A 24,101-nucleotide genomic window follows, 5' to 3' on the forward strand; every position below is an offset into this window, starting at 1 on the left:
CACCCTTGACCTGACGGCCAAAACTGTTCGTGCTTCTCCCATCCAGACTTTAACTGTCGGTTCCGGAATTTCACCAGATCAGCCGAGCGCTGCCTGCTGTTTCCAGCCTGCTGCGCGCGGGTCGCGGACTATAACCGCCGGTTCGGAATTACACCGACCCCGGAGCACGTGATGTTTCAATTGCAGCACCCGCGATTGCGGGCGCCTTTTTACATTATGGCACTTTTTTGGTGCCGGGACTGCCATTGGTGCAAGCGCTGGCGGGCCGGATTCATTCCCGGCTGCGTAACGGGTCCGCCCCGCACCCACCACCCCCGGAGTTCGAGTTTGCAGTTGTTGGACGGAAAACGCCTCGGAAAGCGCTGTCCGGTCCAACAGCTGCAAACTCGAAATGGGTTGCCGGCTAGCTGTCAGCCGAAGGCGAGCCGGCCCTTGGCGCGCAGCGAGTCAATGGCCTCGGCGGGCGAGGGCTTGCCGTAGACGGCCGAACCCGCCACGAACACATTCGCCCCGGCTTCGGCCGCGCGCGTAATGGTCTCCTCCGTGATGCCGCCGTCCACCTGGATGGCAACGTCGACGCCACTGCCTTCAATGGCGGCCCTGGCCCGGCGGATTTTCGGCAGGGTGACGTCCAAGAAGGCCTGCCCGCCAAACCCGGGCTCAACCGTCATAATCAGCAACATGTCGAGCTCGGGCAGCATGTCCAGGTAGGGCTCAATGGGGGTTGCCGGCCGCAACGCCATCCCGGCCTTGGCTCCCCGGGCCCGCAGTTCCCTGGCCAGTTTGATGGGCGCGTCCGACGCCTCCACATGAAACGTCACCGAGTCCAGGCCCGCGTCAGCGTACAGCGGAGCCCAGCGGTCGACGTCGGAAATCATCAGGTGCGCGTCCAGCGGCACCGGGCTGATCTGCTGGATCCGTTCAACCACGGGAAGACCAATAGTCAGATTGGGCACAAAGTGGTTGTCCATGACGTCGACGTGCACTGCGTCGGCGTTGGCGATCCGGGCCAGCTCGGCCTGGAGATTGACGAAGTCGGCTGACAGGATGCTGGGGTTGATGCAACAGGTGGACGAACGGCTTGTCACGAAGGAACCTCATCTTCTTGGTGGGATATTTCTTGTGGCGGCATGGAGCGCCGGTTCCCGCGGATCAGTTTTTGCGGATCAGCGCCAGGAACATGGCGTCGCTTTGGTGGATGTGCGGCCACAGCTGGGCCATTTTTTGGTGGGCGGGCAGGGGCGAACCGGCATTGCCCGCACCCAAGTTCCCGGCCAGGCTGGCGGCGTCAAGGGCTGCACCGGCGTCAAGCAGTTCCAGGTCGTCCCGCTTGCGCATGGCGTCCTCAACCACCGCGATGGTTTCTGCCACATGCGGGGAACAGGTCACGTAGGCAACAACTCCCCCGGGCTTGACGGCTGCCAGTGCGGAGGCAAGGAGTTCGCGCTGCAACGGGCCAAGCTCGGTGACATCGGAGAGCTTGCGGCGCCAGCGTGATTCCGGACGGCGCCGCAGGGCGCCGAGTCCGGTGCACGGGGCGTCAACCAAAACCCTGTCGAACGACTCGGGGTGCTCCTTGCCAATGTCCCGGCCGTCGCCGGTGCGAACAGTCCAGCTGTCCCCCGGCACGGCGCCAAGTGCCTGGGACACCAGCTTGGCGCGGTGGACTGCGGGCTCGTTGGCAAGGAGCCAGGCGCCCTTTTCGGCCGCGAGTGCTGCCAGCAGGGCTGCCTTGCCGCCGGGGCCTGCGCACAGGTCAAGCCAGCGTTCCTCGCCGTCGTTTGGTTCAGCGGTGATCTCCACCGCGGCCAGGGCCCGGGCGACCAACTGAGATCCGGCGTCCTGGACACGAACGGAGCCTTCGCGGACGCTCTCCAGCCGGCTCAGGTCGCCACCGGAGGAAAGGGCGGAGTCCGCCACCAGCTCCCCGGGCGTGAAGCCGGCTTCGAAAGCCTCGGAGAGGTCGCCGAGACCGGGCAGCGCCACGAGGTTGACCACGGGGGCTGCGTTGTCGGCCTCCAGCAGGGCCGTGATTTCGGAGACGTCCCGGCCGTGGGCCACGAGGGCCTGGCGCATGGCGCGCACAATCCACTCCGGGTGCGAGTGTTCGATCGAGGCAATCTTGACGTCATCGCTGAGCCCCGCGGTGAGCTCGCTGATCCACTCGGGCAATTCCTTTGCCGCAACCTTTCGCAGCACGGCGTTGACCAGCCCCGACGGGCCGGCACCAATCACGGCACGGGCCAGGCCGACCGTCTGGTCCAGTGCGGCGTGTGTCGGCACACGCATGGCCATCAGCTGGTGGGCGCCAATGCGCAGGGCATCCAAAATGGCGGGGTCAAGCTCGCTGAGCGGGCGGTCAACACAGCTGGCAAGGATCGCGTCGTAGGTGCCCTGGGCGCGCAGCGCGCCGTAGGTGAGTTCGGTGGCAAAGCCGGCGTCGCGGCGGTCAAGGCCGTGGCGGCGGATGCGTGTGGGAAGCACCAGGTTCGCGTACGCGTCGTCGGCCGAGACCGCACGGAGCACCTCAAAGGCAACCAGTCGTGCCGGGTCAGCGACACGTGTCCGTTGGCCGGGCGCCGTTTCGGTCCTGTTCCGGGCGGTGCCGCGGTTGCGTTCGCGCCCTGCGTCATCGCGGCGCCTGACCCCGCCGGCCCCGCCCTGGCCCGAACCGCCCGGACCTCCGCGTCCCTGGCCGTTGTCGCGGTGGCTCGAACGTCCGCCTTGCTCGCTGGTCATTCAAACACCACATCTTCCTTGTTGGCCAGGCCTCGAGCCCAGTCTGTTGCTTGCATAAGTTTTTTGCCCGCAGGCTGGACTTGAACCAGTTCCACGGCGTGCGATCCCGTGCCAACCAGCACCGACTTCGCCTCAATCCGCAGCCGGGCCGGAGCCAAATCTGTGACATCGGTGCGCAGCAGCACCGGCGACAGCTTAAAGCGCTGACCGGCCAGCATGGTCCACGCACCCGGTTCGCTGGTGACTCCGCGGATCCTGCGGTTGATGGCCAGGGCCGGATCGTCCCAGTGCACGTGGCCGTCCTCCAGCGACAGTTTGGGCGCCAGTGAAATTTCGCCCTGCTGCTCCACGCCCGAGAGCTGACCGGCCGCGATGCCGTCGATGGTCTGCGCGAGCAGCACGGCGCCGCTGTGTGAGAGCCGCTCGAGCAGTGCCGCACTCGTGTCGGCGGGCCGAATGGCCTCGGTCATGGTCCCGTAGACGGGCCCGGTGTCGAGCCCTTTTTCCAGCAGGAACGTGGACGCGCCGGTGACCTCGTCGCCGTTGATGACCGAGTGCTGCACCGGTGCCGCCCCGCGCCAGGCCGGCAGCAGGGAGAAGTGCAGGTTGATCCAGCCGTGCTCGGGGATGCCCAGCGCGCTCGGCGGGATCAGCGCCCCGTAGGCTACGATGGCGGCCACCTCGGGCGCTGCTGCAGCGATGGCGGCGGCAGCGTCGGCGTCGATTTTGTCCGCCTTGATGACCGGCAGGCCAAGCTCCGCTGCACGGGCGGCAACGGGCGACGGCGTCATGACCCTTTTGCGGCCAAGCGGTGCATCAGGACGGGTCAGGACGGCGACGATTTCATGCCCGGCGGACCGCAAGGCCTCAAGGGACGGCAGTGCTACAGCTGGTGTTCCGGCAAACAAAAGCCTCATTCGGCGGCACCGGCGCTGAAAGCGGAACCAACGGTGCGGGCCCGCTGGGCAACTGTTTCCGCGGTGACGTCGTCGTAATTGGCCATGCGGATGGCACGAAGCGCCTCCTTGCGGTCCTCGCCTTCCAGACGGTCCACATAGAGCTTGCCGTCGAGGTGGTCTGTTTCATGCTGGAAACACTTCGCCAAGGTCCCTGTGGCTTCCATGTCGATGGGTTCTCCGTGCACGTCAACACCGGTGATGCGCACCCAGCGGTGGCGTTCGACAGTGAAGCCCAGGCCTGGCACCGACAGGCAGCCTTCGGGTTCCGCCGCCGCCATGTCGTCACTGGCCACCAGGACGGGGTTGATCACACAGCCCTCTTCACCGTCCACCGAGTAGGTGAAGATGCGTTTGTTGACGCCGATCTGGGGTGCCGCCAGGCCTGCTCCGCGAACATCGACCATTGTCTGGTGCATGTCGTCGATGAGCTTGGCCAATTCGGGGCCGAAGGTTGTCACTTCCTCGGCGACTGTCCTCAGGACGGGGTCGCCAATGATGCGAATGCTCAGGATGGCCATGGGTGGGCACCTCACTTTGATATTGATGCGAACCAAGTCCGGTTCGCCAACTGCTGGCCCCACCAGTCTAGTTGGCCGCTAACGTCCCGGTGGCGCAATATCGAGCAAAGGCGTCCCGGCAGCTGCGGCATCCAATGAGGTTTGCCACACGCGCCGCAGGGACGCGAACTTGAACCAATGGGCCTTGAGGACCTCTGGGTTGGCCCGGAGGGTGCGCACCTCAGTTTCACCAATGGCCACGCCAAGCAGGATCGGGTCCTGCCCATACTTCCAGGGTTCCCACGTGCCGGCCGCTTCATCAACAATGGACTCTTCAGCCTTCATGCCGGCCACCAGCTGCATGACGACCTTGGCGTCAAGGCTCTTCACCTGGCCATTGCGGTCGGTGCCCTTGGTCTTGTAGTCGATGATGCACAATTTTCCGCCAATAGTTGCGACCAGGTCCAGGGTGCCTGCGTATCCCAGTGTTTCGTTCCAGACGGTGACCTCGGGAGCAAGCGGCTTGACCTGGTATTCGTCCCACCACGTGTCAAAGCGGATCGCAAAGTTTTCTTCGCTGTTTTCAACCAGGGCCTCGCGGGCCTCGGCCAGCTGGTCCGGACGGTCAAGGGCGCGAAGTGCCACCTGCTCGCAGTAGTTGTGGACGCGGTCGCCGCGGGCGGCTGCGGCGTCCCGGAACTGTTCGGCGGCGTTGGAACTGTCGCGCACCACCGTGCGCAACTGTCCGGGATTGCCCACTGCTGTGCCCAGGTCGGGGTGCTTGGCCACTGCGGATGCGGCCATGTAACCGATCCAACCGTCAAGGGTGGCGGACTGCTGGCCAATAACGGTGGTGATGGAGGGGACCTTGGGCGGGTCTTGCAGGGAACGGGCGTACATGCGCCCCAATTCAGTGCTGTGTGCCAATGCTGGTGCTGTCATGCCTCTACTATTCCACGACCGTCAGACACCGCGCAGCACTCCCGCCGAGCGCTGTGGATAACTAGTGGGGAACAGCCTCCCCGGCGCCGGACCCGAGGCACTCGTGTCCGAATTGTGTGACAAGGGCGTCGTTGTGGTCATTCGCTCCCGGCCCACCGGGGTGGGACGAAAGAAGCCGCTGGCACGCCCTGGCCATACACACATTTTGGCCGCTAACCCCACAGCCGCCACATTTTCGCGCACGAAAAAACCGTCTCAACCAACATTCCTGTCGGCTGAAACGGTTTTTCCTTGAGTGGGCGATACTGGGATCGAACCAGTGACCTCTTCCGTGTCAGGGAAGCGCGCTACCGCTGCGCCAATCGCCCAGATGCTCACGTTTCCACGTGCGCGTCCGGGATTGCACAAAACTGCCGGAACCCTGTGGATTCCGGCAGTTCATGATCATTCAGAGTGGTCGACGAGATTCGAACTCGCGACATCCACCTTGGCAAGGTGGTGCTCTACCAGCTGAGCTACGACCACATGCTGGTATCCGATTTTCATCGAATGAATGAACCGCCAGGTTCATTCGTGGGCGATACTGGGATCGAACCAGTGACCTCTTCCGTGTCAGGGAAGCGCGCTACCGCTGCGCCAATCGCCCAAATGCATCCCGCTGTACTCTACAGCAACATACTTTGGTTCAGCCAAAATGGAGGTGGGAACGGGATTCGAACCCGTGTGCACGGATTTGCAGTCCGTTGCCTCGCCTCTCGGCCACCCCACCGTGAGTGCTGAACGGTGTACTGCGAGTGGTCGACGAGATTCGAACTCGCGACATCCACCTTGGCAAGGTGGTGCTCTACCAGCTGAGCTACGACCACTTGAGCTTCATTTCCTTGGCCTTGGCGTTTCCGCTTCGGTAGTCCGTGTTGCTGCGGTGAAAACATTACCCGAGGCCTTTCCCAAACACCAAATCGGCACCGCCCCTGAACACCAACTGCAGCGCCCAGGGCCACAGGATTGTTGAATTGGCGGGGATTTTGGCTCAGCATTCGAATTACATTCGTGTCATTCAACGGGCTGTTTTGGCTGGTTTTGGCCGTATCCGGGGAAAATTAAAGCTGAGGCGCTGGTCACATTTCTGCGGTGCACCCCTTTTTTGTGCACGTCGCGCCTGCGCTCCCCTCCCTGGGACGACGCCGGACACTCCCCCGCTGTTGCTCTCTCACCGTGGGCGTCGCCGCCTCCCGCTCACAGTAAGTGCCGCCGGCCCGGACAGCTGTCGGGCGCACTGGTGTCGGGTGATCCAGCAACTGGCCGCCCGCCAAGCTTGGAGATCGGATCTGCGCCCGCAAAAGGTTGGCCCCAACCAGCCCCAACGTCGTCCACGAGCCAACAACGTCCGGCCTCAACTTCGTGACTTCGGGCGCGCGCAGGAGACGTCCAGCCGACGGTATTGGGCGAAATTATGAGCCGGGGAAAGTTTGGGCTATTGTTTTGAACGCACCAACGAACGCGCATGATCCGCAGGCTGGATGATGTTGCTGACTTGGGCGATTGGCGCAGTGGTAGCGCGTTCCGTTCACACCGGAGAGGTCACTGGTTCGAACCCAGTATCGCCCACCAAACAAAAAGCCGTTTCGGCCAGCACAAGCTGGCGGAAACGGCTTTTTCGTGCCCCAAACGTCTTGGCGGCCATGAACCCGCAGCCCGAAGCATTGACAATGAACCACCGCCCACTATGCTTGAAAAAGTTGGGGCGCCAATGGCCCCAGGAGCGAAGGGAGGTGCCAATTGTCTATTTTTGACGATATTAAGGGCAAGGCCGAGGGATTGATTAACGGCCACGAAGATCAAATCAAGGACGGCGTCGAGAAGGCTGGCGATTTCGTCGACAGCAAGACCGGCGACAAGTTCAAGGATCAAATCGACTCAGTCCAGAAGGCTGCAGGCGACTACGTGGACGGTACGTCAAAGTAACTCCGAACCTTCGCCCCTAATCAAGGCGTCAAAGAAGGCGTCGGTCCCGTCGAGAGACGGTACCGACGCCTTTTGACTTTAAGGACCGTGCCCGGCCCAGCGCACCGCCTGGCCCGCCAGCGCCGCCAGAGCATCACCCCACAGGCTGCGGAACGCCCGCTTCCTGTGCTTCCCGGGCCAAGGCCGTCAGTCGGGACACGGCACGGAAGTACTTCTTTTGGTAGCCGCCGGTCATCATTTCAGGGGTGAACAGTTGGTCCAGGGGCGCCCCGCTGGCCAAGACCGGCACGTCCTTGTCATAGAGCCTGTCGGCCAGCACCACAAAGCGCAGCGCCACTGACTGCTCGGTGATGGTGTGCACATTGCGCCACACAACGGCGTCAACACCTTCCAGCAGCTGGCGGTACCGTGACGGGTGAACGCCGGCAAGATGATCAACCAACGTGCCAAAGTCGTCAACGGCCACCGTTCGGCCGTCAAAGTCCCGGCGCATGCGTGCGTCAAGATCACTGTTGGCGATGGGTTCGGGCGGGGTGGGCAGCCCGCGGTGGCGGAAGTCCTCGCCGTCGATGTGCAGGATCTCGAACTGGTCTGCCAGGACCTGGATCTCCCGCTGGAAGTCAACAGCGGCAAAACGTCCGTCACCCAAAGAACCCGGCAGGGTGTTGGACGTCGCGGCCAGCTTCACTCCGGCGTCGGCCAATTCACGCATCAGCCGGGACATCAGCACCGTGTCTCCGGGATCGTCAAGCTCAAACTCGTCAATGCAGACGAGCTTGTACGCACTCAGCGCCTCAACAGTCTTGCGAAACGACAGGGCACCCACAAGATTTGTGTACTCCACGAACGTGCCGATGGCCTTGGGGCCCTCGACCTCATGCCACAAGGACGACAACAAGTGCGTCTTCCCCACGCCGAAGCCGCCGTCGAGGTAAATCCCGGCCCGCTGCCCCGCGCCCTTGGCGCCACCGGCCTTCGATTTCCCGACAAAGAGCCTGCGCAGGGCGCCGGCCGGCTTCGCAGCCGTGCCGGCGGCGAACTCCTGCAGCATGCTCACCGCCTGCGACTGCGAAGGCTGCGCCGGATCAGGGCGGTAGGTGTCAAAGGAAACCTCGCCGAATCGTGGTGAGGGGACAAAACCCTTCAACAATTCCTCCACCGAAACTGCCGGGCGGCGGGTGGAAAGTTGCTCAACTTGTACCAAGGATGATTCCGATCATAAAGAAATTTCAGCCGGACACGCTGCGCACGGACCACGGCTCACGAATCCAAGAATACCCGCCACATATTGCGTTTCGTTAACGGAAGGGAAGTATTCAGCTCCCCAACTCGTTACGGTAATAAAGAGGAACAGCTGCTGCACCCAAGTTCGCGGCGGCACGCCAATCTGTCACTCACGGCCACGGAATGGTCCCGGAATTTCCCGGGGCGGCCCCGGCGTGAGCAGTTTACGAGAAGGGGCACCATGCCTGTTGCAGTTGAAACAAACCCTAAGTTCGCCAGCTACGCCCACCCGGAGCGCCTGGTCTCCACCGAATGGCTGGCCGAATCCTTGGCCAATGGTGCCACGAAGGACGGCAGCCTGGTTGTGGTTGAATCCGACGAGGACGTGCTGCTGTATGAAACCGGACACATCCCGGGTTCGGTCAAGATTGACTGGCACACCGACCTGAACGACGACGTCACCCGGGACTACATCGACGGCAAGGCATTCGCTGTGCTTGCGGCGGCCAAGGGAATTTCCCGCGACACCACCGTTGTGGTTTATGGAGACAAGTCAAACTGGTGGGCTGCCTACGCACTTTGGGTGTTCACCTTGTTCGGCCATGAGGATGTCCGCCTGCTCGACGGTGGCCGCGACAAGTGGATCGCCGAAGGCCGCGAACTGACCACCGACGCCACCGAGGTCACCCCCGCCGCCGACTACCCTGTCGTCGAGCGCAACGACGCCCCCATCCGCGCGTACAAGGAAGACGTCCTGGCCCACCTGGGCAAGCCGCTGATCGATGTCCGTTCCACCGAGGAATACACCGGCGAACGCACCCACATGCCTGCCTACCCGCAGGAAGGCACCCTCCGCGGCGGCCACATCCCGACGGCCGCGTCCATCCCGTGGGCCCGCGCAGCCGCCGAAGACGGCACCTACCGCTCACGCGAGGAGCTTGAAGCCCTCTACCTGGGCGAAGCCGGGCTCGTGGCCGGGGACGACGTCGTTGCATACTGCCGCATCGGTGAGCGTTCCAGCCACACCTGGTTTGCCTTGAAGTACCTGCTGGGCTTTGAGACTGTCCGCAACTACGACGGCTCCTGGACCGAATGGGGCAATGCCGTCCGAGTTCCCATCGCGGTTGGCACAGAGCGCGGCGAACTGCCCACCGCAAACTAGCGGCTCGCACACCTTGCCTTTTCACACCTACAAGAAAAGAAACGTACGCTTTAGTCGATGACTACTTCACAAGCACTCCCCCCAGCGTTGGCTGAGATCGTAACCGATTTCCAGGAATTGGAAGAGCGGGACCGCCTGACACTGCTTTTGGACTTCTCCCGAACCCTTCCGGCGTTGCCGGAGCGGCTGACAAATCATCCTGAACTGCTCGAACAGGTGGTGGAATGCCAGTCGCCGTTGTTCTTGACGGTCGAGTCGGAGAAGACGGAGAACGGCGACGTCGTCCGTCTGTACTTCCAAGCCCCACCGGAAGCACCGACGACCCGCGGATTTGCCTCGGTGCTTTTTGAAGGCCTTGACGGGCTTACTGCGGAGGAAATCCTCGCCGTTCCTGACGACATGCCTGAGCAGCTGGGGTTGACCCGGGCCATCTCTCCCCTGCGCATGCGCGGCATGTCAGCCATGCTCGGACGGGTCAAGCGCAAAATTCGCGGCGGCCTGCGCCCGGCGGCCTAGGCCGGCACGGCTCCCGACAGCGCGGACCGGCGGTCTGGATCTGCCGCCGCCTTAAAAATGCCCCGCAACTCACCACTGAGGTGGTTGCGGGGCATTTTTTATGTACCGTCACGGCCGGTTGAGCCGTCATACCTGGCCGAGCCCCTGACCCGTGGCAGGGCGAGCCTTTGCCGTGCAGGCCGGTGTTTCACGGCGCCGGCGGTGTTTCACTGCGCAGGGCGGCGCTGGCATAATCGGGACATGGCCAAGAAATCTTCTGCCGCGGGCGCAGGCACACCGGCAACCGTTGCCCTGACCGCCGCCGGCGTGCCCTTCACGGCCCACGGCTATGTGCACGATCCCGCGAACACCAACTACGGGCTTGAAGCTGCCACTGTCCTGGGCATCACCCCCGACAGGGTGTTCAAGACCCTGATGGCTGACGTCGGCGGCACACTTGCCGTGGCGATCGTCCCGGTCAACGGCACCCTGGATTTGAAGTCGTTGGCCCATGCCCTGGGCGTCAAGAAGGCCGCCATGGCTGACCCGGCTGCGGCCCAACGGCGCACCGGCTATGTCCTCGGTGGCATTTCACCGCTGGGCCAGCGCCAGCACTCCCCCACGGTGCTGGATGAATCAGCCCTCCAGCACGAAACCATCTACGTCTCCGGCGGCCGCAGGGGTTTCGACGTCGAGCTGTCCCCTGCAGACCTCATCCGGCTGACTCAGGCGAAAACAGCGAAAATCGGCCACCCGGCCTGACGGCAGGGCCGAACCCGCAACCATCAGTACCGCGGCAGGGCGTATTTGCCCAGGCGCGGCCGCAGCCACGCCTCAACGACGCTTTCCCAGCGCACCGGGTCCACATTCCATTCCTTGGTGTGGCGGGCCTTGCTGAACGGTTCAAAGGTGACCATTTCCGGGTTCCGCCGGGCCAGTTCGGCGGTGGGTTCGTAGGGCACGAAATCGTCGTCAATGCTGTGCAGGATCAACGACGGCGTCCTGAGCTCAACGGCCCGGCTCACCCAGTCCATGCTCTTGAAATCCATGGGTGCCGCCAATCCCGTGATTCGCCGGCCCAGCGGATGCGTCAGCATGAGCTCCGCATAGCTGCCAATGTAGTCGGGGATCCGGTTCAGCTGGGCCTGGTGCGCCAGCACGTTGACCCAGTTGATCACGGGGGCGTCCAGCACCATGGCCAGGACATACTTGCGGTTGCGGGCCAAATCCGCCGCCTGCAAACTGATGGCCCCGCCCATCGAGTAACCAAACAGCACCACGTCCTTGGCGCCCCGGGCCAAGGCAAAATCAATGGCGGCTTCAACGTCGGCCCATTCGGTGACCCCAAGGCCGTACCGGCCGTCGGGCGCGTCGGGGGCATCGCCGTCGTTCCTGTAAGACACCAGCAGGGCGTTCATGCCCAGGCGGTGCGCGGTGGGAACGGCACGCAGGCCCTCGTTGCGGGTGGCACCGCGACCATGCACCATGATGGCCCACGTGGGGCCGGGATTCAGGGCCGGCACCAGCCACGCGGGGCCGGGGCCGCCGGGAAGGTTGACGGTGACGTCTTCGTGGTCCAGGCCCATCTCGGCGGGGTGCGCATACAGGTTTCCCGACCACCAGCCGGATGTGGCGCTGCGCAGTTCGCCGCCATGGACGGCCAGGACGGCACGCGTGACACTGCCTTCGCGCGGCACGTAGGAGAGGATGGGCCCGATGACGGCGTGGGCGCGGCCGCCGTTGAAGTACAGCCCGTACGTGCCGTCGATGACGGTGTCCGGGGTTGCCTCCAACACCACCTGCAGCTGTGGCCCGTCGGTGATGACAGCCAGAATCGCGAGATCGTCAACACGCTGCTTCTCCGGTGTGACAATCCGCCGGGCAAAGTAGGCCGCGAGCCCGGAGGTGGCAGTGACAACGGCCACCGCTCCGGCGCCTGCCGCTGCGGCGCCAAGGGCACCCCATTTGAGCCATGAACTTGACTGCTGATCTGAGGTGGCCATGCCTCCATTCTGCCCACGGGCGCCGCGCACCGTCGAGCGGCGCACCGGGCAGATGCGTAACTTTCTTCGCACAACTTGGTCCGGAGCCGTTGTTTATAGTGTGCGGAAGCCTAAGCTGGTGCCATGAGCGACGCGATCATCATCCTGACCGAAGAACCCCTCACCGCTGTGGACGTGGCAAACATCACCGACCTCTACGGCCCCGAAGAAGACGTTGAGCTGGTGCTGCTGGTGCCCGCCGACACAAAGCGCAATTTGTTTGTTGATGTCATCGACCAGCTGACCATGCTGGACCTGCCGGGTGCCCTGCGCGAGCTCAGGGAGAAACCCGACGCCGCAACGGTCATGACGGAGGCCAAGGACATTCTTGGCGAATCGATGGCAGCCCTGGCAGCCGCCGGCGCAAAGGCCACAGGCTCTGTTGCCGAGGGCGACGCCGTTGCCTCCTTGGTTGCCAAGGTCACCGAGCTCGGTGCCCGCCAGGCGGTGGTGGTCACCACGCCGCATGCCGTTGCCGACACCTTCCGCCAGGATTGGGCGCACCAGGCCCAGCGCAAGCTCGGCCTGCCGGTGTTGCACCTGTATTCCGATTCGGGATTTATTGGCGACTCCTGAGCGTTGACACAAGCATGAGCACTTTCGAAAACACCGAAAACACCGAGCAAACCGAAAACACCGGAAACACGGAACACACCGCTGCCCCCGCGGTCAGCACGGGCCCCGCCGTCGTCAAAAGCGATGCGCAGTGGCGTGATGAGCTGAGCCCCGCCGAGTACCAGGTGTTGCGCCAGGCCGGCACCGAACGGCCCTTCACCGGCGAGTACTGGGACTCAACCCAGGAAGGCGTGTATGAATGCCGGGCCTGTGGCGCGGAACTGTTCACCTCGAGGGAGAAATTTTCCTCGCACTGCGGCTGGCCGTCGTTCTTTGCCCCGTTGGCGGACGGCACAGTGCGGTACCTGCATGACAATTCGCTGGGCATGAAGCGGGTCGAGGTGCGCTGTGCCTCGTGCGACTCGCATCTGGGCCACTTGTTTGAGGGCGAGGGTTACGACACGCCGACGGATGAGCGCTTCTGCATCAACTCCGTCTCCCTGAAGCTGCGGGAGGAGCCGCTGGAGCTTTCGCCCGAGGCGCCGTAAACGCCTTGAGCATGACAGCTTCTTACGCTTGAGGGTATTCAACATTAGTTTCACTGTTCCATTGCTACGCTCGAAAAAAGCCCCCAAAGGCCCGGCGAAGCGAGGATGAAACACATGAGCATCACCTTGGAAAACACTGACAGTGCCAGCACCCTTGACTACACCAGCATGGCCACCAGTCCGGCCTGGCTGGCACTGAAGCAGGCGGCCACGGACCTGGCCGCCCTACAGGTCAAGGACGGTTCGGTCCCGGAGCCGGAAGATAAAGGCCCGGCCGGGGAACTGGTGGAAACCATCAAGGCGGCCATTCGGGAACTGGCCCCGCACTTCCCGCACGACGCCAAGTACCTGGAGCTCCTCGACGGGGACTTCAGCAAATGGGTGGACAACGGGCTGGGCGTGCCCGACTTCCTCGATTCGCTTCTGGCGTTCAACCCCCAGGACCATCGGGTCAACGGGCTGGGCCACCTGGTCGTGTTCCCCATGTACACGCAGAACGGTTCGACGTCCCGCCACGTCGAAGCTGTGCTGGTGGACGTGATCTGGCCTGAATTCATTGGCGAACTGGAAGCCGGCAGCTATTCCAACAAGCTGTTTGTGCCGCTGCGCTTCATCGACTTCACCCCCGGCTATGACAGCAACTCGGCGGTGTTGTTCCCGGAAAGCGTGGCCGTTCGCGAAACACCCACCTTCACCTGGGGCGCCATCTTCCAGGACCGCGAAGCCGCCAGGTTCCGCCGCGTGGTCCGGGAGGCAGCAGAGGTGACCCGGCTCGACCTGCCGGCCGACGCCGTCGAACTCCTGGACGACCAGTCCCTCACGCAGGAAACGTTTGTGATGTGGGACCTGATCCATGACAGGACGCACATGCGCGGGGACCTGCCGTTTGACCCGTTCATGATCAAGCAGCGGATGCCGTTTTTCCTGTACTCGCTGGAGGAGCTGCGCTGCGACTTGACTGCTTACCGCGAGTCCGTGGCAGTGGAGCGTGACGAGAAGGCGTCGCCCGAGGCGCGCAAGCACGCGAAACTTGTCCAGTACGCCGTGATCTTCGACAGGATTTTCCGCTTCGCCATCACCGGTTCCCGGGTGCGCAACTACGACGGCCTGGGCGGCCAGCTGCTCTTCGCCTGGCTGCACCAGCACCACGTGCTGCACTGGACCGACACGAAGCTCACGATCGACTGGGCCGAGGTCCCCGAGACGGTCATCGCCCTGGGCCGTGAAATCGAGGAACTGTACTGGCGCTCGATCGACAGGCCCAAGCTGGCGCACTGGCTCGCCGCCTATGAGCTGGTTTCGGGCACGCTCACCCCCAATCCGGCGTCCACCTGGGCAAAGGGTCCGGCCGCCCTGCCGCTGACGGGACCCTTGCGCGAAATCACCGACCAGGTCCTGGACGACGAATTCCCGCTCTCCATGTTTTACGAGGCACTGGGCAAGAAAATGCGCGGCGTCATTGAATCCACCTCCGGCATTACCGGGGCCGGTGCGGCCTAGATGGCTACTGTGGGAGACATGAACGCCCCGCCTCTGATTTTGGTTGCCGGCGGCAGCAGCGCGGCAGGCATCGCTGTTGCCGGCGCCCTGCTTGGTGCCGGCATGCGGGTACTCACCGTAGGGTCCGACGCCGGACGCATCACGGCGGCGGCGGAGCTCGCCGGCGGTGCCGTCCCCCTCGTGTGCAACCTGTCGGACCCCGCATCCGTTGCCGCCCTGGCCGCCGACGTCCACCGGGACTTTGGCCCCGTTGACGGGCTCATCCATCTGGTGGGCGGCTGGCGCGGCGGCGGCGGGCTGGCCGGACAGTCGGATGAAGACTGGGACTTCCTGCACACCTCCGTGCTCACAACCTTGCGCAACACCAGCCGGGCGTTTTACGACGACCTTGCAGCCTCTCCCGCGGGGCGGCTGGCCATTGTGTCCTCAACGTCCGTCACGGCACCCACGGCCGGCAACGCGAACTATGCGGCCGTGAAGGCCGCGGCGGAAACGTGGGTGCAGGCGCTCGCGCAGGGCTTCGGCACCCCGCCAACCACCCAGGCAGGTGTACCGGCCGCGACGACCGGGCCGGCCGCCGTCGTGCTGGTGGTGAAGGCGCTGGTGGATAATGCCATGCGGGCACGCGCCCCGGAGCGCACCTTCCCCGGCTTCACCGACGTGGCCGTGCTGGGCGAAGCCGTGGCCGGGCTGTTTTCGCGGCCCGCCGCGGAACTCAACGGCGCACGAATTATTTTGCACTAGCGTGTTACTACTGTTTTAAGCATCGACAAGCAAAGGCACATTGTGAGCATTGGCACCGAATCCACCCCCCTGCACGACACCAGCGTGATCAGCTTCGCCTCGGACAACTATTCCGGAATCCACCCCGAGGTGTTGGCGGCGCTGGCCGCGGCCAACGGCGGGCACCAGGTGGCGTACGGCGAGGACGTCTACACCGCCCGGCTGCGCGAGGAGATGGGCACGCTGTTTGGCAAGGATGTGGACGTTTTCCCCGTCTTCAACGGCACGGGCGCCAATGTGGTTGCCCTGCAGTCGCTCCTCCCGCGGTGGGGTGCGGTGGTGTGTGCGCAGACGGCCCACATCAACATGGATGAGAACGGCGCACCTGAACGCGTGGGCGGCATGAAGCTGCTGGCAGTGCCCACTCCCAACGGCAAGCTGACCCCGGAACTGATTGACAAGGAAGCGTGGGGTTTCGGCGACGAGCACCGCGCCCAGCCGTTGGCCGTGTCCATCACGCAGACCACGGAACTGGGCACCTGCTACACCCCGGAAGAAGTGCGGGCCATTTGTGACCACGCCCACTCCCTGGGCATGAAGGTCCACATGGACGGCGCCCGGCTGGCGAACGCCGCGGCGTTCCTTGGCGTGCCGGTGCGTGAATTCACCTCCGACGCCGGCGTGGACGTGCTGTCGTTTGGCGGCACCAAGAACGGCATCATGTTTGGTGAGGCCGTCGTGGCGCTCAACCCTGCCGCCACGGACGGGCTCATCTACCTGCGCAAGATGAACATGCAGCTCTCCTCCAAGATGCGTTTCATCTCGGCCCAGCTGCTGGCACTGCTCAGCGGGGACCTGTGGCTGCATTCAGCAGGACACGCCAATGCCATGGCGGCCAGGCTGCGTGCCGCCGTCGAAGCCATTCCGCAGGTGCAGTGCACCCAGGCCACCGAATCCAACGGGGTCTTTGCCATCCTGCCGGACGGCGTGGCGGACCGCCTGCGCCGGACGTTCCGGTTCTATGACTGGGACGAAGCCGCGCGCGAAGTCCGCTGGATGTGCTCCTTTGACACCTCGGAAGCCGACGTCGACGCCTTCGTGGCGGCTTTGCGCGTCGAACTCGGCGCCTGACCCCCGCCGTTTGACACGCTGGCTGACCTCCGTTGAGGCGCCCGGGTGCCAGCGTCAGTGGCACCCGGGCGTGGAAGTCCGCCACCGTCCGGCCTGCCGTTGGTGACGCGGCAGCCAACGGACAGCCCGCCGTTTGACACGGTGGCTGCTTGCCCCGATGATGTCCCCTCCCGGCGCGCCTGCACCAGTTCAACCCCGTGTCGTCATAATCTGCAACTGTGAGCCCCATGCACCAGCTTCCAGCTGACTTCCAACTTGCCCTGGCATCGCTGCGCAAAGTACGAAGCCGCAGCGAATTGAAGCTGGCCGAAGTTCCCGCCCCGGCCCGGCTTGCCCCCTTCGGAGTGGCACTGGGCGCCGAGGTCATGGTTGACGGGGACGAGCTGGCCACGGGACGCTTCATTCTGCTCCACGACCCGCAGGGACAGGAACTCTGGGGCGGCACTTTCCGCATTGTCACCTACATACGGGCCCAGCTGGAAGCCGACATCGGCAACGACTCGCTGCTGGGAAACGTTGCCTGGGCCTGGCTGATCGAGGCGCTGGAGGAACAAGGCGCCAACTACACCAATGCCGGCGGGACGGCCACACGCATACTCTCCGAAAGCTACGGTGCCCTGGCTGCCCGGCCCGACGCCATCGACATAGAGCTGCGGGCCTCGTGGACGCCCGAAGGAACGTCCATCAGTCCGCACCTGCAGGCGTGGGCCAACATTGTCGGCACCTTTGCCGGCCTTCCGCCGGTTCCCGACGGCGTGACGCTGCTGCCCCGGCGCCGCAGCAACCGGGACCGGTAGCGTCCACCAAACACCCCGTCCAGACAAACTGGGCGGGCCGCCTAGGCCATTCGGTAGACTAAGGGCATCATGACCAACCCAGAATCAAGCACACACAGCCGCGCCCGAGCTAAAATGTCCACACCCCGACAAGGCCGAGAAGGCCACAGCTCCCCTGCCAGCAACAGCGAAGGCACAGCCGGCACCCGCACACCCGGTACTGCGGGCACGGAAGTGGCACCCACCCCGCTGACCTCAGTTGTCATCGACGGCGTGCGGGTTGAACTTGGCGATCTGCCTGAATTAGTGGAACTTGACATGCCCAGCGACGGGATTCCCGCCGTCGTGGAAACCGAGCCGGCCCTGCAGAGGTGCGCCGCAGCATTGGCCGCAGGCCGCGGTCCCGCGGCCGTTGACACCGAACGAGCCTCGGGGTTCCGTTACGGACAGCGCGCCATGCTCGTGCAGATCCGCCGCGAAGGCGCCGGCACATGGCTCATCGACCCCGAAGCGTTTGCAGACTTGAAAATTATCGACGAGGCGCTGCGCGGCGTTGAGTGGATCCTGCACGCGGCCAGCCAGGACCTGCCCTGCCTTGCCGGCGTCGGCATGTGGCCCGACAAACTTTTTGACACGGAACTTGCCGCGCGGATCGCCGGCTTGCCGCGTGTCGGGCTGGGTGCGGTGGTGGAATCGCTCCTCGGCTACCACCTGGCCAAGGAACATTCAGCGGCCGACTGGTCCACGCGCCCGCTTCCGGAGCCATGGCTGCGCTACGCCGCCTTGGATGTCGAGGTCCTCGTCGACTTGGAGGAGGAACTTGTTGCCCTGCTTGAAAACGACGGCAAGCTTGACTATGCGGCACAGGAGTTCCAGCACCTGATCGACGCCGGCGTGCCCGCCCCGAGGGTGGATCCCTGGCGCCGCACTTCCGGCTCACACACCATCCGCAACCGCGTCCAGCTCGGCGCCGTGCGCGAGCTGTGGCAGACGCGTGAACGGTTGGCCGAACACCGCGACATTGCTCCCAGCCGGCTCATTCCCGACTCCGCGATCATTGCCGCTGCCAAGGGCATGCCCGCCACGGTCCCCGCCTTGCTCGCCCTGTCGGGATTCCACGGTCGAGCCGCCAAGCGCGACGCCCCCAAATGGCTGCACGCCCTGCAAACGGCTAAAAACAGCACAGACCTGCCGCCCCTGCAGGTCTCCAACAACACTCCGCCCCCGCCCCGGGTGTGGGCCGAGCGCGACGTCGCAGCCGCCGCCCGCTATGCAACGGCCCGGCCCCGCCTCGCCGACCTTGCCGAGGAGCTCAACATCCCCGTCGAGAACATCCTCACCCCTGACTTCCTGCGCCGCGTTTGCTGGCGTCCGCCGTCAACGATCACGGTGCAGACGGTCTCGGCCCAGCTGGCGGAACTTGGCGCCCGCCCCTGGCAAATCGAGAAGACCGCCGCGCTGCTCACCGAAGCTTTGGCGAACCCGGAGCCGCTGCCGGCCAAGGAACCCAAAACGTCCAAGAACGACGGCGACGCGGGCTGACTGGGTGCCGGGCCCGCTGGCCCGCGTTTCGGAATTGCCGCCCGCCACAGCTCGCCCGGCTTTGACGACTAAGTTACTCACGAGTAACATGATCCTTGACACAGTCGTCCCCATAACCTTGGGTTGAACTGAATCCGTTGTTTGCAGTCAAGGAGCAAAACGTGAGCCAAAATCGGCAGATTAGGGACGTGGTCTTTGTTGACGGCGTCCGCACACCCTTTGGACGGGCCGGGGAAAAAGGCATCTATGCCAACACCCGCGCCGACGACCTGGTGGTCAAATGCATCCGGGAACTGATGCGCCGCAACCCGCAGCTGCCCGCCGAGCGCATTGACGAGGTGGCCATCGCCGCCACGACCCAGACCGGCGACCAGGGCCTGACCATCGGCCGGACCGCAGCCCTGCTGGCCGGCTTGCCGCAGTCGGTGCCCGGCTTCGCCATTGACAGGATGTGCGCCGGAGCCATGACGGCTGTCACCACCACGGCCTCGGGCATCGGTTTCGGCGCCTACGACGTCGTCATTGCCGGCGGTGTGGAGCACATGGGGCACCACCCCATGGGCGCAGGCGCCGACCCGAACCCGCGGTTCATGTCGGAACGCATTGTGGACCCGGCTGCCCTGAACATGGGCAACACCGCCGAAAACCTGCACGACAGGTTCCCGGCCATCACCAAGGACCGCACCGACGCCTTCGCCGTCGCCAGCCAGAACAAGCTGGCCGCCGCCTACGGACAAACCCAGATCCAGCCCGACCTTGTCCCCGTGGCGACGCTCAAGCCGGGGCAGGGCTGGACGGTCAACACCGTCGACGAGCCGCCGCGCCCCGGCACCACCCTGGCGGACCTTGACGCCCTGCGCACCCCGTTCCGCTCCCACGGCCGGGTCAGCGCAGGCAACGCCGCCGGCCTGAACGACGGCGCGACGGCAGCACTGCTGGCCTCCGCCGACACTGCCGCCGAACTTGGCCTGCCGGTCAAGATGCGCCTGGTCACGTACGCGTTCGCCGGCGTCGCCCCCGAGGTCATGGGCATCGGCCCCGTCCCGGCCACCGAAAAGGCCCTCAAGCTCGCCGGGCTCACCATCGAGGACATCGGCCTGTTTGAAATCAATGAGGCTTTCGCCGTCCAGGTGCTCAGCTTCCTTGACCATTTTGGGATTGCCGACGACGACCCTCGCGTCAACCGCTACGGTGGCGCCATCGCCGTCGGACACCCCCTGGCGTCCTCCGGCGTGCGGCTCATGAACCAGCTGGCCCGGCAGTTCGAGGAAGACCACTCGGTCCGGTACGGCATCACCACCATGTGCATCGGCCTCGGCATGGGCGCAACCGTCATCTGGGAAAACCCGCATTTTGCCTCCAACGACGAAACGACAGCCACCACAACCACAGAGGGGAGCGCAGCATGAGCGCCCAGGACTTCAGCAAGCTCGCAGCACTGTTTCCCGATGAAGTGGTGACCCATTCCTACGTTCAGGACATTGCCCTGCCCGGTGTTGACGGCGCCCCCAGCGCCGGCACCTTCGCCCTCATCACCCTTGACAACGGCCTTGACCACCGCCGTCCCAGCACCCTGGGTCCCAACACGTTGATTGAACTGGGCACCACGCTGGAAGCCCAGCGCGCGCGGGCTGCGAAGGGCGAAATCAAGGGCGTTGGCATCACGGGAAAGCCGTTCTTCCTTGCTGCCGGTGCAGACCTCTCAGCGGTCAAAAGCCTGAAGAACCGCGAGTCCGGACTGTGGATGGCGCAGTTGGGCCACGATGTTTATTCCACCTTGAACGACCTGGGTGTCCCCAGCTTCGTGTTCATCAACGGCCTGGCCCTGGGCGGCGGCCTTGAGATCGCGCTCAACGCCAATTACCGTTCCGTCTCCACCGGTGCCGGCGCGCTGGCCCTCCCCGAGGCATTCCTGGGACTCGTTCCCGGCTGGGGCGGGGTGTACCTGCTCCCCCGCCTGATCGGCCCGGCCAACGCCGTGAAGATCATGCTGGAAAACCCCTTGAGCAACAACCGCACCCTCAGCGGCCCGGCAGCCTTCAAGCTCGGCATTGCCGACGCCATGTTTGAACCGGCCGACTTCGTGGAACAGTCGCTGAACTGGGCCGCCCGGGTTCTGTCCGGTGCCGAGGATGTCAGCCGGCCCAATGCGGTGGCCGAGCCGCTCAGCGAGGTAAACGGCGCAGCTTGGGACGCCGCCGTCGCCCATGCCAAGACGTTTGTGGAGGCCAAGACCTCCAATGCGGCCCTCGCACCTGCCAAGGTCATCGAGCTGCTGGAGAAGGGCAAACACTTCACCAAGGCGCAGTCCTTTGCCGCCGAGGACGAGGCGCTGGCCGACCTCATGGGCACGCCGCAGTTCAAGGACACCGTGTATGCGTTCCTGGACCTGGTGCAAAAGCGTGCCAAGCGGCCGGCCGGGGCGCCGGATCCAAAGCTGGCGCGCCCGGTCACAAAGGTTGGCGTGGTGGGCGCCGGCCTCATGGCGGGGCAGTTCGCGTTGCTGTTCGCCCGCCAGCTCAAGGTCCCGGTCGTCATGTCGGACATCGACCAGGCCCGCGTCGACAAGGGCGTCACCTACGTGCACGGCGAGGTCGACAAGCTGCTCGCGAAGGGCCGGATCAGCCAAGACGCCGCGAACCGCACCAAGGCACTCGTCACCGGCTCCGTCTCCAAGGAGGTCTTCGCGGACGCGGACTTTGTCATCGAGGCGGTCTTTGAGGAACTCAACGTCAAGAAGCAGGTCTTTGCCGAGGTGGAGGCCATCGTCTCCCCCGAGTGCATCCTTGCCACGAACACGTCCTCACTGTCTGTCACGGCCATGGCGGCGGACCTCAAGCATCCCGAACGCCTCGTGGGTTTCCACTTCTTCAACCCTGTGGCTGTCATGCCGCTGCTGGAGATTGTGCGCGCGCCCAAAACCGACGACGCCGTCCTGGCCACCGCTTTTGCAACGGCCAAGGCGCTGCGCAAGACCGCGGTGCTGGTCAAGGATGCGGCCGCATTTGTCGTCAACCGGGTGCTGCTGCGCCTCATGGCCGAAGTTTCCAAGGCCTTCGACGAGGGCACCGACGCCCACACGGCCGACAATGCGCTGCGCCCCATGGGCATGCCAATGACGCCGTTCACGCTGCTGGCCATGGTCGGCATCCCCGTGGCACAGCACGTCACCGAGTCGCTGCACGCAGCCTTTGGCGAACGCTTCCACGTCTCAGCAAACCAGCAGGCACTGATCGACGCCGGCAGGAAGGGGCTGTGGGAAACCGCCGGGGACGGCAGCGTCTCCATCCCGGCCGACACCCTGGCGCTGCTGAGCTTTGGGGACTCCCCGGCGACCGGTGAGGAACTGTTGCGCCGGACCCAGGACGCCCTGGCGGAGGAAATCGGGCTCATGCTCGAAGAGGGCGTTGTGGCCGGTCCCGAGGACATCGACCTGTGCATGATCCTCGGCGCCGGCTGGCCCATGCACCTGGGCGGCATCACGCCGTACCTCGACCGGGTCGGCGCCTCACAACGGGTCAACGGAAAGCCGTTCCACCCGGAGTCCTGACCGGCACGCACCGCCCGCTTTCGGGGCGCTGCCCGTTTCCCTGCACGACGCCGGACCGGCACCTTGGCTGCCAAGGTGCCGGTCCGGCGTCGTTCCTGGTTGACAGCAGGTTGATTGGCAGCGGGTTGATTGACAGCGCGTTGGTTGGCAGCGGGTGGCCGGGCCGCTGCTGGCGGCCCGTTTGGCTTTCCGGCTGCGGCAGCTGAGATAATGTGGCCATGACTTTCGATTCTTCACCAACCCGCCGCGCAACCCTTCGAGCCACCACGGCAGTCACCGGCGCGGCCTGCGCACTGGCACTGGCTGGCTGCGCCCCCTCCGGCAACGGCAGCAGCGCCAAGGGCGAAACGCCTGCGGAAATCCCCAGCGGCGGAACGCCGCACCAGGTGGGCAAGCTTTCGGAACTCCCCGTGGGCGGCACCGCGGCCGGAACAGCCGACGGCGTCGAGATTGTGCTGTTCCGTCCCGACGAGACCACCATCCTGGCCTACACCGACATTTGCACCCACGCGGGCTGCAAGGTGGCCCCCGACGGTGCCGACTTTAAATGCCCCTGCCACGGCTCGGTGTTTGCCGGCAGCGACGGAACGGTCCAGTCGGGCCCTGCCAAGGAGCCGCTCCCCCGCTACGCCGCCGCCATCGACGGGGAATGGATCACCGTTTCGGTTTAACACCGGTTCCGGGCACCCCTGACTCCGGGTGGTGGCCCTGCCGGCCGGACTGGCCACCCGGCCCGCCGGCCCGCCGGCCAGGCTAGAAGAGGGCGACCTTTGCCGTCGCCGGGAAGATCGCGTCGAGGGCGGCAAGTTCCTCAACCGACGGAGTCCACGATGCGGCCAGGGCATTTTGGCGGATTTGTTCCGGCTTGGTCGCACCGGCGATGACGCTGGCCACGGACGGCTGTGCCGCCAGCCAGGAGAATGCCACCTCCAGCTCGGTGAGGCCGCGTTCGGCGGCAAACTCACCATAGCTCTTGAGCTGGTCGTAGTCCGCGTCAGCAACCATGTTTTGGCGCGTGTGCGTCAGCCGGCTGCCGGCCGGGGCCTTGCCCGAGCTGTACTTGCCGGTCAGCAGGCCGTTGGCCAGCGGGAAGTACGGCAACACCCCCAGACCGTAGGCTGCCGCTGCGGGCACGACCTCCAGCTCGGCGCGGCGGTCCAGCAGGTTGTAGTGGTTTTGGCTGGAGATGAAGCGGTTGCCGCCCAGCGAGCGGGCCGTGAACTCGGCCTCGGCCACCTGCCAGCCGGCCATGTTCGAGTGCCCGATGTAGCGGATCTTGCCGTCGCGGATGAGGTCGTCCAAGGCGCTGATGGTCTCGGCGATCGGCGTGTGGATGTCCGGGGTGTGGAACTGGTAGAGGTCGATGAAGTCGGTGCCAAGCCTGCGCAGCGACGCCTCCACGGACTGGATGATGTACTTGCGTGACCCGCGCCGGCCCCAGTCGACCCCGTTGGCGCCGCCCGCGTCCATGCCAAATTTCGTCGCCACGATGACATTGGCGCGCTCAGCACCAAGCGCCTTGCCCAGAACCTCTTCACTCAGTCCGGGTGTTTTCCCGTAGGTGTCGGCAACGTCAAAGAGCGTGATGCCGGCGTCCAGCGCGGCATGGACGACGGCATTGCTTCCCTCCTGCGTCTCTGTCACGGTGCCGCTGCGGCCCAGGTTGTTGCACCCGAGCCCCACGGTTGAAACTGTCAGTCCGGAATTGCCCACTTGGCGGTAATCAGTCATGTTTCCACCCTAGCGAATGT

22 protein-coding genes, 6 tRNA genes and 1 riboswitch are annotated in these 24,101 nt (G+C 64.7%); of the genes, 15 read left to right on the plus strand and 13 right to left on the minus strand.

The window, feature by feature from the left end:
- Positions 1 to 26: 26 nt before the first annotated feature.
- Positions 27 to 171, minus strand: a riboswitch (FMN riboswitch).
- 239 nt (positions 172 to 410) lie between these two features.
- From rpe to ACT3TS_RS03230, 10 genes are all read right to left on the minus strand, one after another.
- Entirely contained in the window at positions 411 to 1,088 is a 678-nt protein-coding gene (gene rpe, locus ACT3TS_RS03185; protein WP_444530037.1) for a ribulose-phosphate 3-epimerase, read from the minus strand.
- A gap of 64 nt (positions 1,089 to 1,152) precedes the next feature.
- Positions 1,153 to 2,739, minus strand: coding sequence for an RsmB/NOP family class I SAM-dependent RNA methyltransferase (locus ACT3TS_RS03190; protein WP_444530038.1), 1,587 nt, complete (start codon positions 2,737 to 2,739; stop codon positions 1,153 to 1,155).
- The gene (locus ACT3TS_RS03195; protein WP_444530039.1) at positions 2,736 to 3,656 is read right to left on the minus strand and encodes a methionyl-tRNA formyltransferase; all 921 of its coding nucleotides are present in this window, start codon (positions 3,654 to 3,656) and stop codon (positions 2,736 to 2,738) included. Before ACT3TS_RS03195 ends, ACT3TS_RS03190 begins: the two co-directional genes overlap by 4 nt.
- Entirely contained in the window at positions 3,653 to 4,216 is a 564-nt protein-coding gene (gene def / locus ACT3TS_RS03200; protein WP_444530040.1) for a peptide deformylase, read from the minus strand. Before def ends, ACT3TS_RS03195 begins: the two co-directional genes overlap by 4 nt.
- A 78-nt stretch (positions 4,217 to 4,294) precedes the next feature.
- Positions 4,295 to 5,137: a cytochrome gene (locus ACT3TS_RS03205; RefSeq protein ID WP_444530041.1), complete on the minus strand. Its 843-nt coding sequence runs from the start codon at positions 5,135 to 5,137 to the stop codon at positions 4,295 to 4,297.
- 296 nt (positions 5,138 to 5,433) lie between these two features.
- Positions 5,434 to 5,505, minus strand: a tRNA-Val gene (locus tag ACT3TS_RS03210).
- Between the two features lie 84 nt (positions 5,506 to 5,589).
- Positions 5,590 to 5,662, minus strand: a tRNA-Gly gene (locus ACT3TS_RS03215).
- 49 nt (positions 5,663 to 5,711) lie between these two features.
- Positions 5,712 to 5,783 (minus strand) — tRNA-Val (locus ACT3TS_RS03220).
- Between the two features lie 49 nt (positions 5,784 to 5,832).
- Positions 5,833 to 5,906: transfer RNA gene (locus ACT3TS_RS03225), tRNA-Cys, on the minus strand.
- 24 nt (positions 5,907 to 5,930) lie between these two features.
- Positions 5,931 to 6,003 (minus strand) — tRNA-Gly (locus tag ACT3TS_RS03230).
- A 670-nt stretch (positions 6,004 to 6,673) separates the two neighbouring features.
- On the opposite strand from ACT3TS_RS03230, the gene ACT3TS_RS03235 reads away from it, so the two are divergent.
- Both ACT3TS_RS03235 and ACT3TS_RS03240 read left to right on the plus strand, forming a co-directional pair.
- Positions 6,674 to 6,748: transfer RNA gene (locus ACT3TS_RS03235), tRNA-Val, on the plus strand.
- 168 nt (positions 6,749 to 6,916) lie between these two features.
- A complete protein-coding gene (locus ACT3TS_RS03240; RefSeq protein WP_444530042.1) occupies positions 6,917 to 7,102 on the plus strand; it encodes an antitoxin in 186 nt (61 codons plus the stop codon).
- Between the two features lie 133 nt (positions 7,103 to 7,235).
- Here ACT3TS_RS03240 and zapE read toward each other — a convergent pair whose 3' ends face one another.
- Positions 7,236 to 8,306 (minus strand): cell division protein ZapE, encoded by a 1,071-nt coding sequence (gene zapE, locus ACT3TS_RS03245; protein ID WP_444530043.1) that lies wholly within the window; start codon positions 8,304 to 8,306, stop codon positions 7,236 to 7,238.
- Between the two features lie 261 nt (positions 8,307 to 8,567).
- Here zapE and ACT3TS_RS03250 point away from each other — a divergent pair, with 261 nt between their 5' ends.
- From ACT3TS_RS03250 to ybaK, 3 genes are all read left to right on the plus strand, one after another.
- Entirely contained in the window at positions 8,568 to 9,488 is a 921-nt protein-coding gene (locus tag ACT3TS_RS03250) for a sulfurtransferase (RefSeq protein ID WP_444530044.1), read from the plus strand.
- 57 nt (positions 9,489 to 9,545) lie between these two features.
- On the plus strand, positions 9,546 to 10,004 hold the full coding sequence (locus ACT3TS_RS03255) for a SufE family protein (protein ID WP_444530045.1): 459 nt from the start codon (positions 9,546 to 9,548) through the stop codon (positions 10,002 to 10,004).
- Positions 10,005 to 10,244: 240 nt separating this feature from the next.
- Positions 10,245 to 10,745 (plus strand): Cys-tRNA(Pro) deacylase, encoded by a 501-nt coding sequence (ybaK, locus tag ACT3TS_RS03260; RefSeq protein ID WP_444530046.1) that lies wholly within the window; start codon positions 10,245 to 10,247, stop codon positions 10,743 to 10,745.
- Positions 10,746 to 10,768: 23 nt separating this feature from the next.
- Here ybaK and ACT3TS_RS03265 read toward each other — a convergent pair whose 3' ends face one another.
- Positions 10,769 to 11,986 carry an alpha/beta hydrolase family protein gene (locus tag ACT3TS_RS03265; RefSeq protein WP_444530047.1) on the minus strand — a complete coding sequence of 406 codons (1,218 nt, stop codon included), beginning with the start codon at positions 11,984 to 11,986 and terminating at the stop codon, positions 10,769 to 10,771.
- 123 nt (positions 11,987 to 12,109) lie between these two features.
- Here ACT3TS_RS03265 and ACT3TS_RS03270 point away from each other — a divergent pair, with 123 nt between their 5' ends.
- The 10 genes from ACT3TS_RS03270 (at position 12,110) to ACT3TS_RS03315 (ending at position 23,021) form a co-directional block, all read left to right on the plus strand.
- Entirely contained in the window at positions 12,110 to 12,601 is a 492-nt protein-coding gene (locus tag ACT3TS_RS03270) for a hypothetical protein (RefSeq protein ID WP_444530048.1), read from the plus strand.
- A 14-nt stretch (positions 12,602 to 12,615) separates the two neighbouring features.
- Positions 12,616 to 13,128, plus strand: a complete 513-nt coding sequence (gene msrB, locus ACT3TS_RS03275; protein ID WP_444530049.1) for a peptide-methionine (R)-S-oxide reductase MsrB — start codon at positions 12,616 to 12,618, stop codon at positions 13,126 to 13,128.
- Positions 13,129 to 13,296: 168 nt separating this feature from the next.
- On the plus strand, positions 13,297 to 14,628 hold the full coding sequence (locus ACT3TS_RS03280) for a DUF6421 family protein (RefSeq protein ID WP_444530091.1): 1,332 nt from the start codon (positions 13,297 to 13,299) through the stop codon (positions 14,626 to 14,628).
- Positions 14,629 to 14,646: 18 nt separating this feature from the next.
- Entirely contained in the window at positions 14,647 to 15,372 is a 726-nt protein-coding gene (locus ACT3TS_RS03285) for an SDR family NAD(P)-dependent oxidoreductase (protein WP_444530050.1), read from the plus strand.
- A gap of 42 nt (positions 15,373 to 15,414) precedes the next feature.
- Positions 15,415 to 16,482: a threonine aldolase family protein gene (locus ACT3TS_RS03290; protein ID WP_444530051.1), complete on the plus strand. Its 1,068-nt coding sequence runs from the start codon at positions 15,415 to 15,417 to the stop codon at positions 16,480 to 16,482.
- Between the two features lie 218 nt (positions 16,483 to 16,700).
- Positions 16,701 to 17,279, plus strand: a complete 579-nt coding sequence (locus ACT3TS_RS03295) for a DUF3000 domain-containing protein (RefSeq protein ID WP_444530052.1) — start codon at positions 16,701 to 16,703, stop codon at positions 17,277 to 17,279.
- 69 nt (positions 17,280 to 17,348) lie between these two features.
- Positions 17,349 to 18,800, plus strand: a complete 1,452-nt coding sequence (locus ACT3TS_RS03300; protein WP_444530053.1) for an HRDC domain-containing protein — start codon at positions 17,349 to 17,351, stop codon at positions 18,798 to 18,800.
- A 161-nt stretch (positions 18,801 to 18,961) separates the two neighbouring features.
- Positions 18,962 to 20,209: a thiolase family protein gene (locus ACT3TS_RS03305; RefSeq protein ID WP_444530054.1), complete on the plus strand. Its 1,248-nt coding sequence runs from the start codon at positions 18,962 to 18,964 to the stop codon at positions 20,207 to 20,209.
- A complete protein-coding gene (locus ACT3TS_RS03310) occupies positions 20,206 to 22,350 on the plus strand; it encodes a 3-hydroxyacyl-CoA dehydrogenase NAD-binding domain-containing protein (RefSeq protein WP_444530055.1) in 2,145 nt (714 codons plus the stop codon). The genes ACT3TS_RS03305 and ACT3TS_RS03310 overlap by 4 nt, the downstream gene beginning before the upstream one ends.
- A 218-nt stretch (positions 22,351 to 22,568) precedes the next feature.
- Positions 22,569 to 23,021 carry a Rieske (2Fe-2S) protein gene (locus ACT3TS_RS03315; RefSeq protein ID WP_444530056.1) on the plus strand — a complete coding sequence of 151 codons (453 nt, stop codon included), beginning with the start codon at positions 22,569 to 22,571 and terminating at the stop codon, positions 23,019 to 23,021.
- 82 nt (positions 23,022 to 23,103) lie between these two features.
- On the opposite strand, the gene ACT3TS_RS03320 is transcribed toward ACT3TS_RS03315, so the two are convergent.
- A complete protein-coding gene (locus ACT3TS_RS03320) occupies positions 23,104 to 24,081 on the minus strand; it encodes an aldo/keto reductase (protein ID WP_444530057.1) in 978 nt (325 codons plus the stop codon).
- Positions 24,082 to 24,101 lie beyond the last annotated feature (20 nt).

Source organism: Specibacter sp. AOP5-B1-6, from assembly GCF_052376555.1.
GTDB lineage: Bacteria > Actinomycetota > Actinomycetes > Actinomycetales > Micrococcaceae > Specibacter.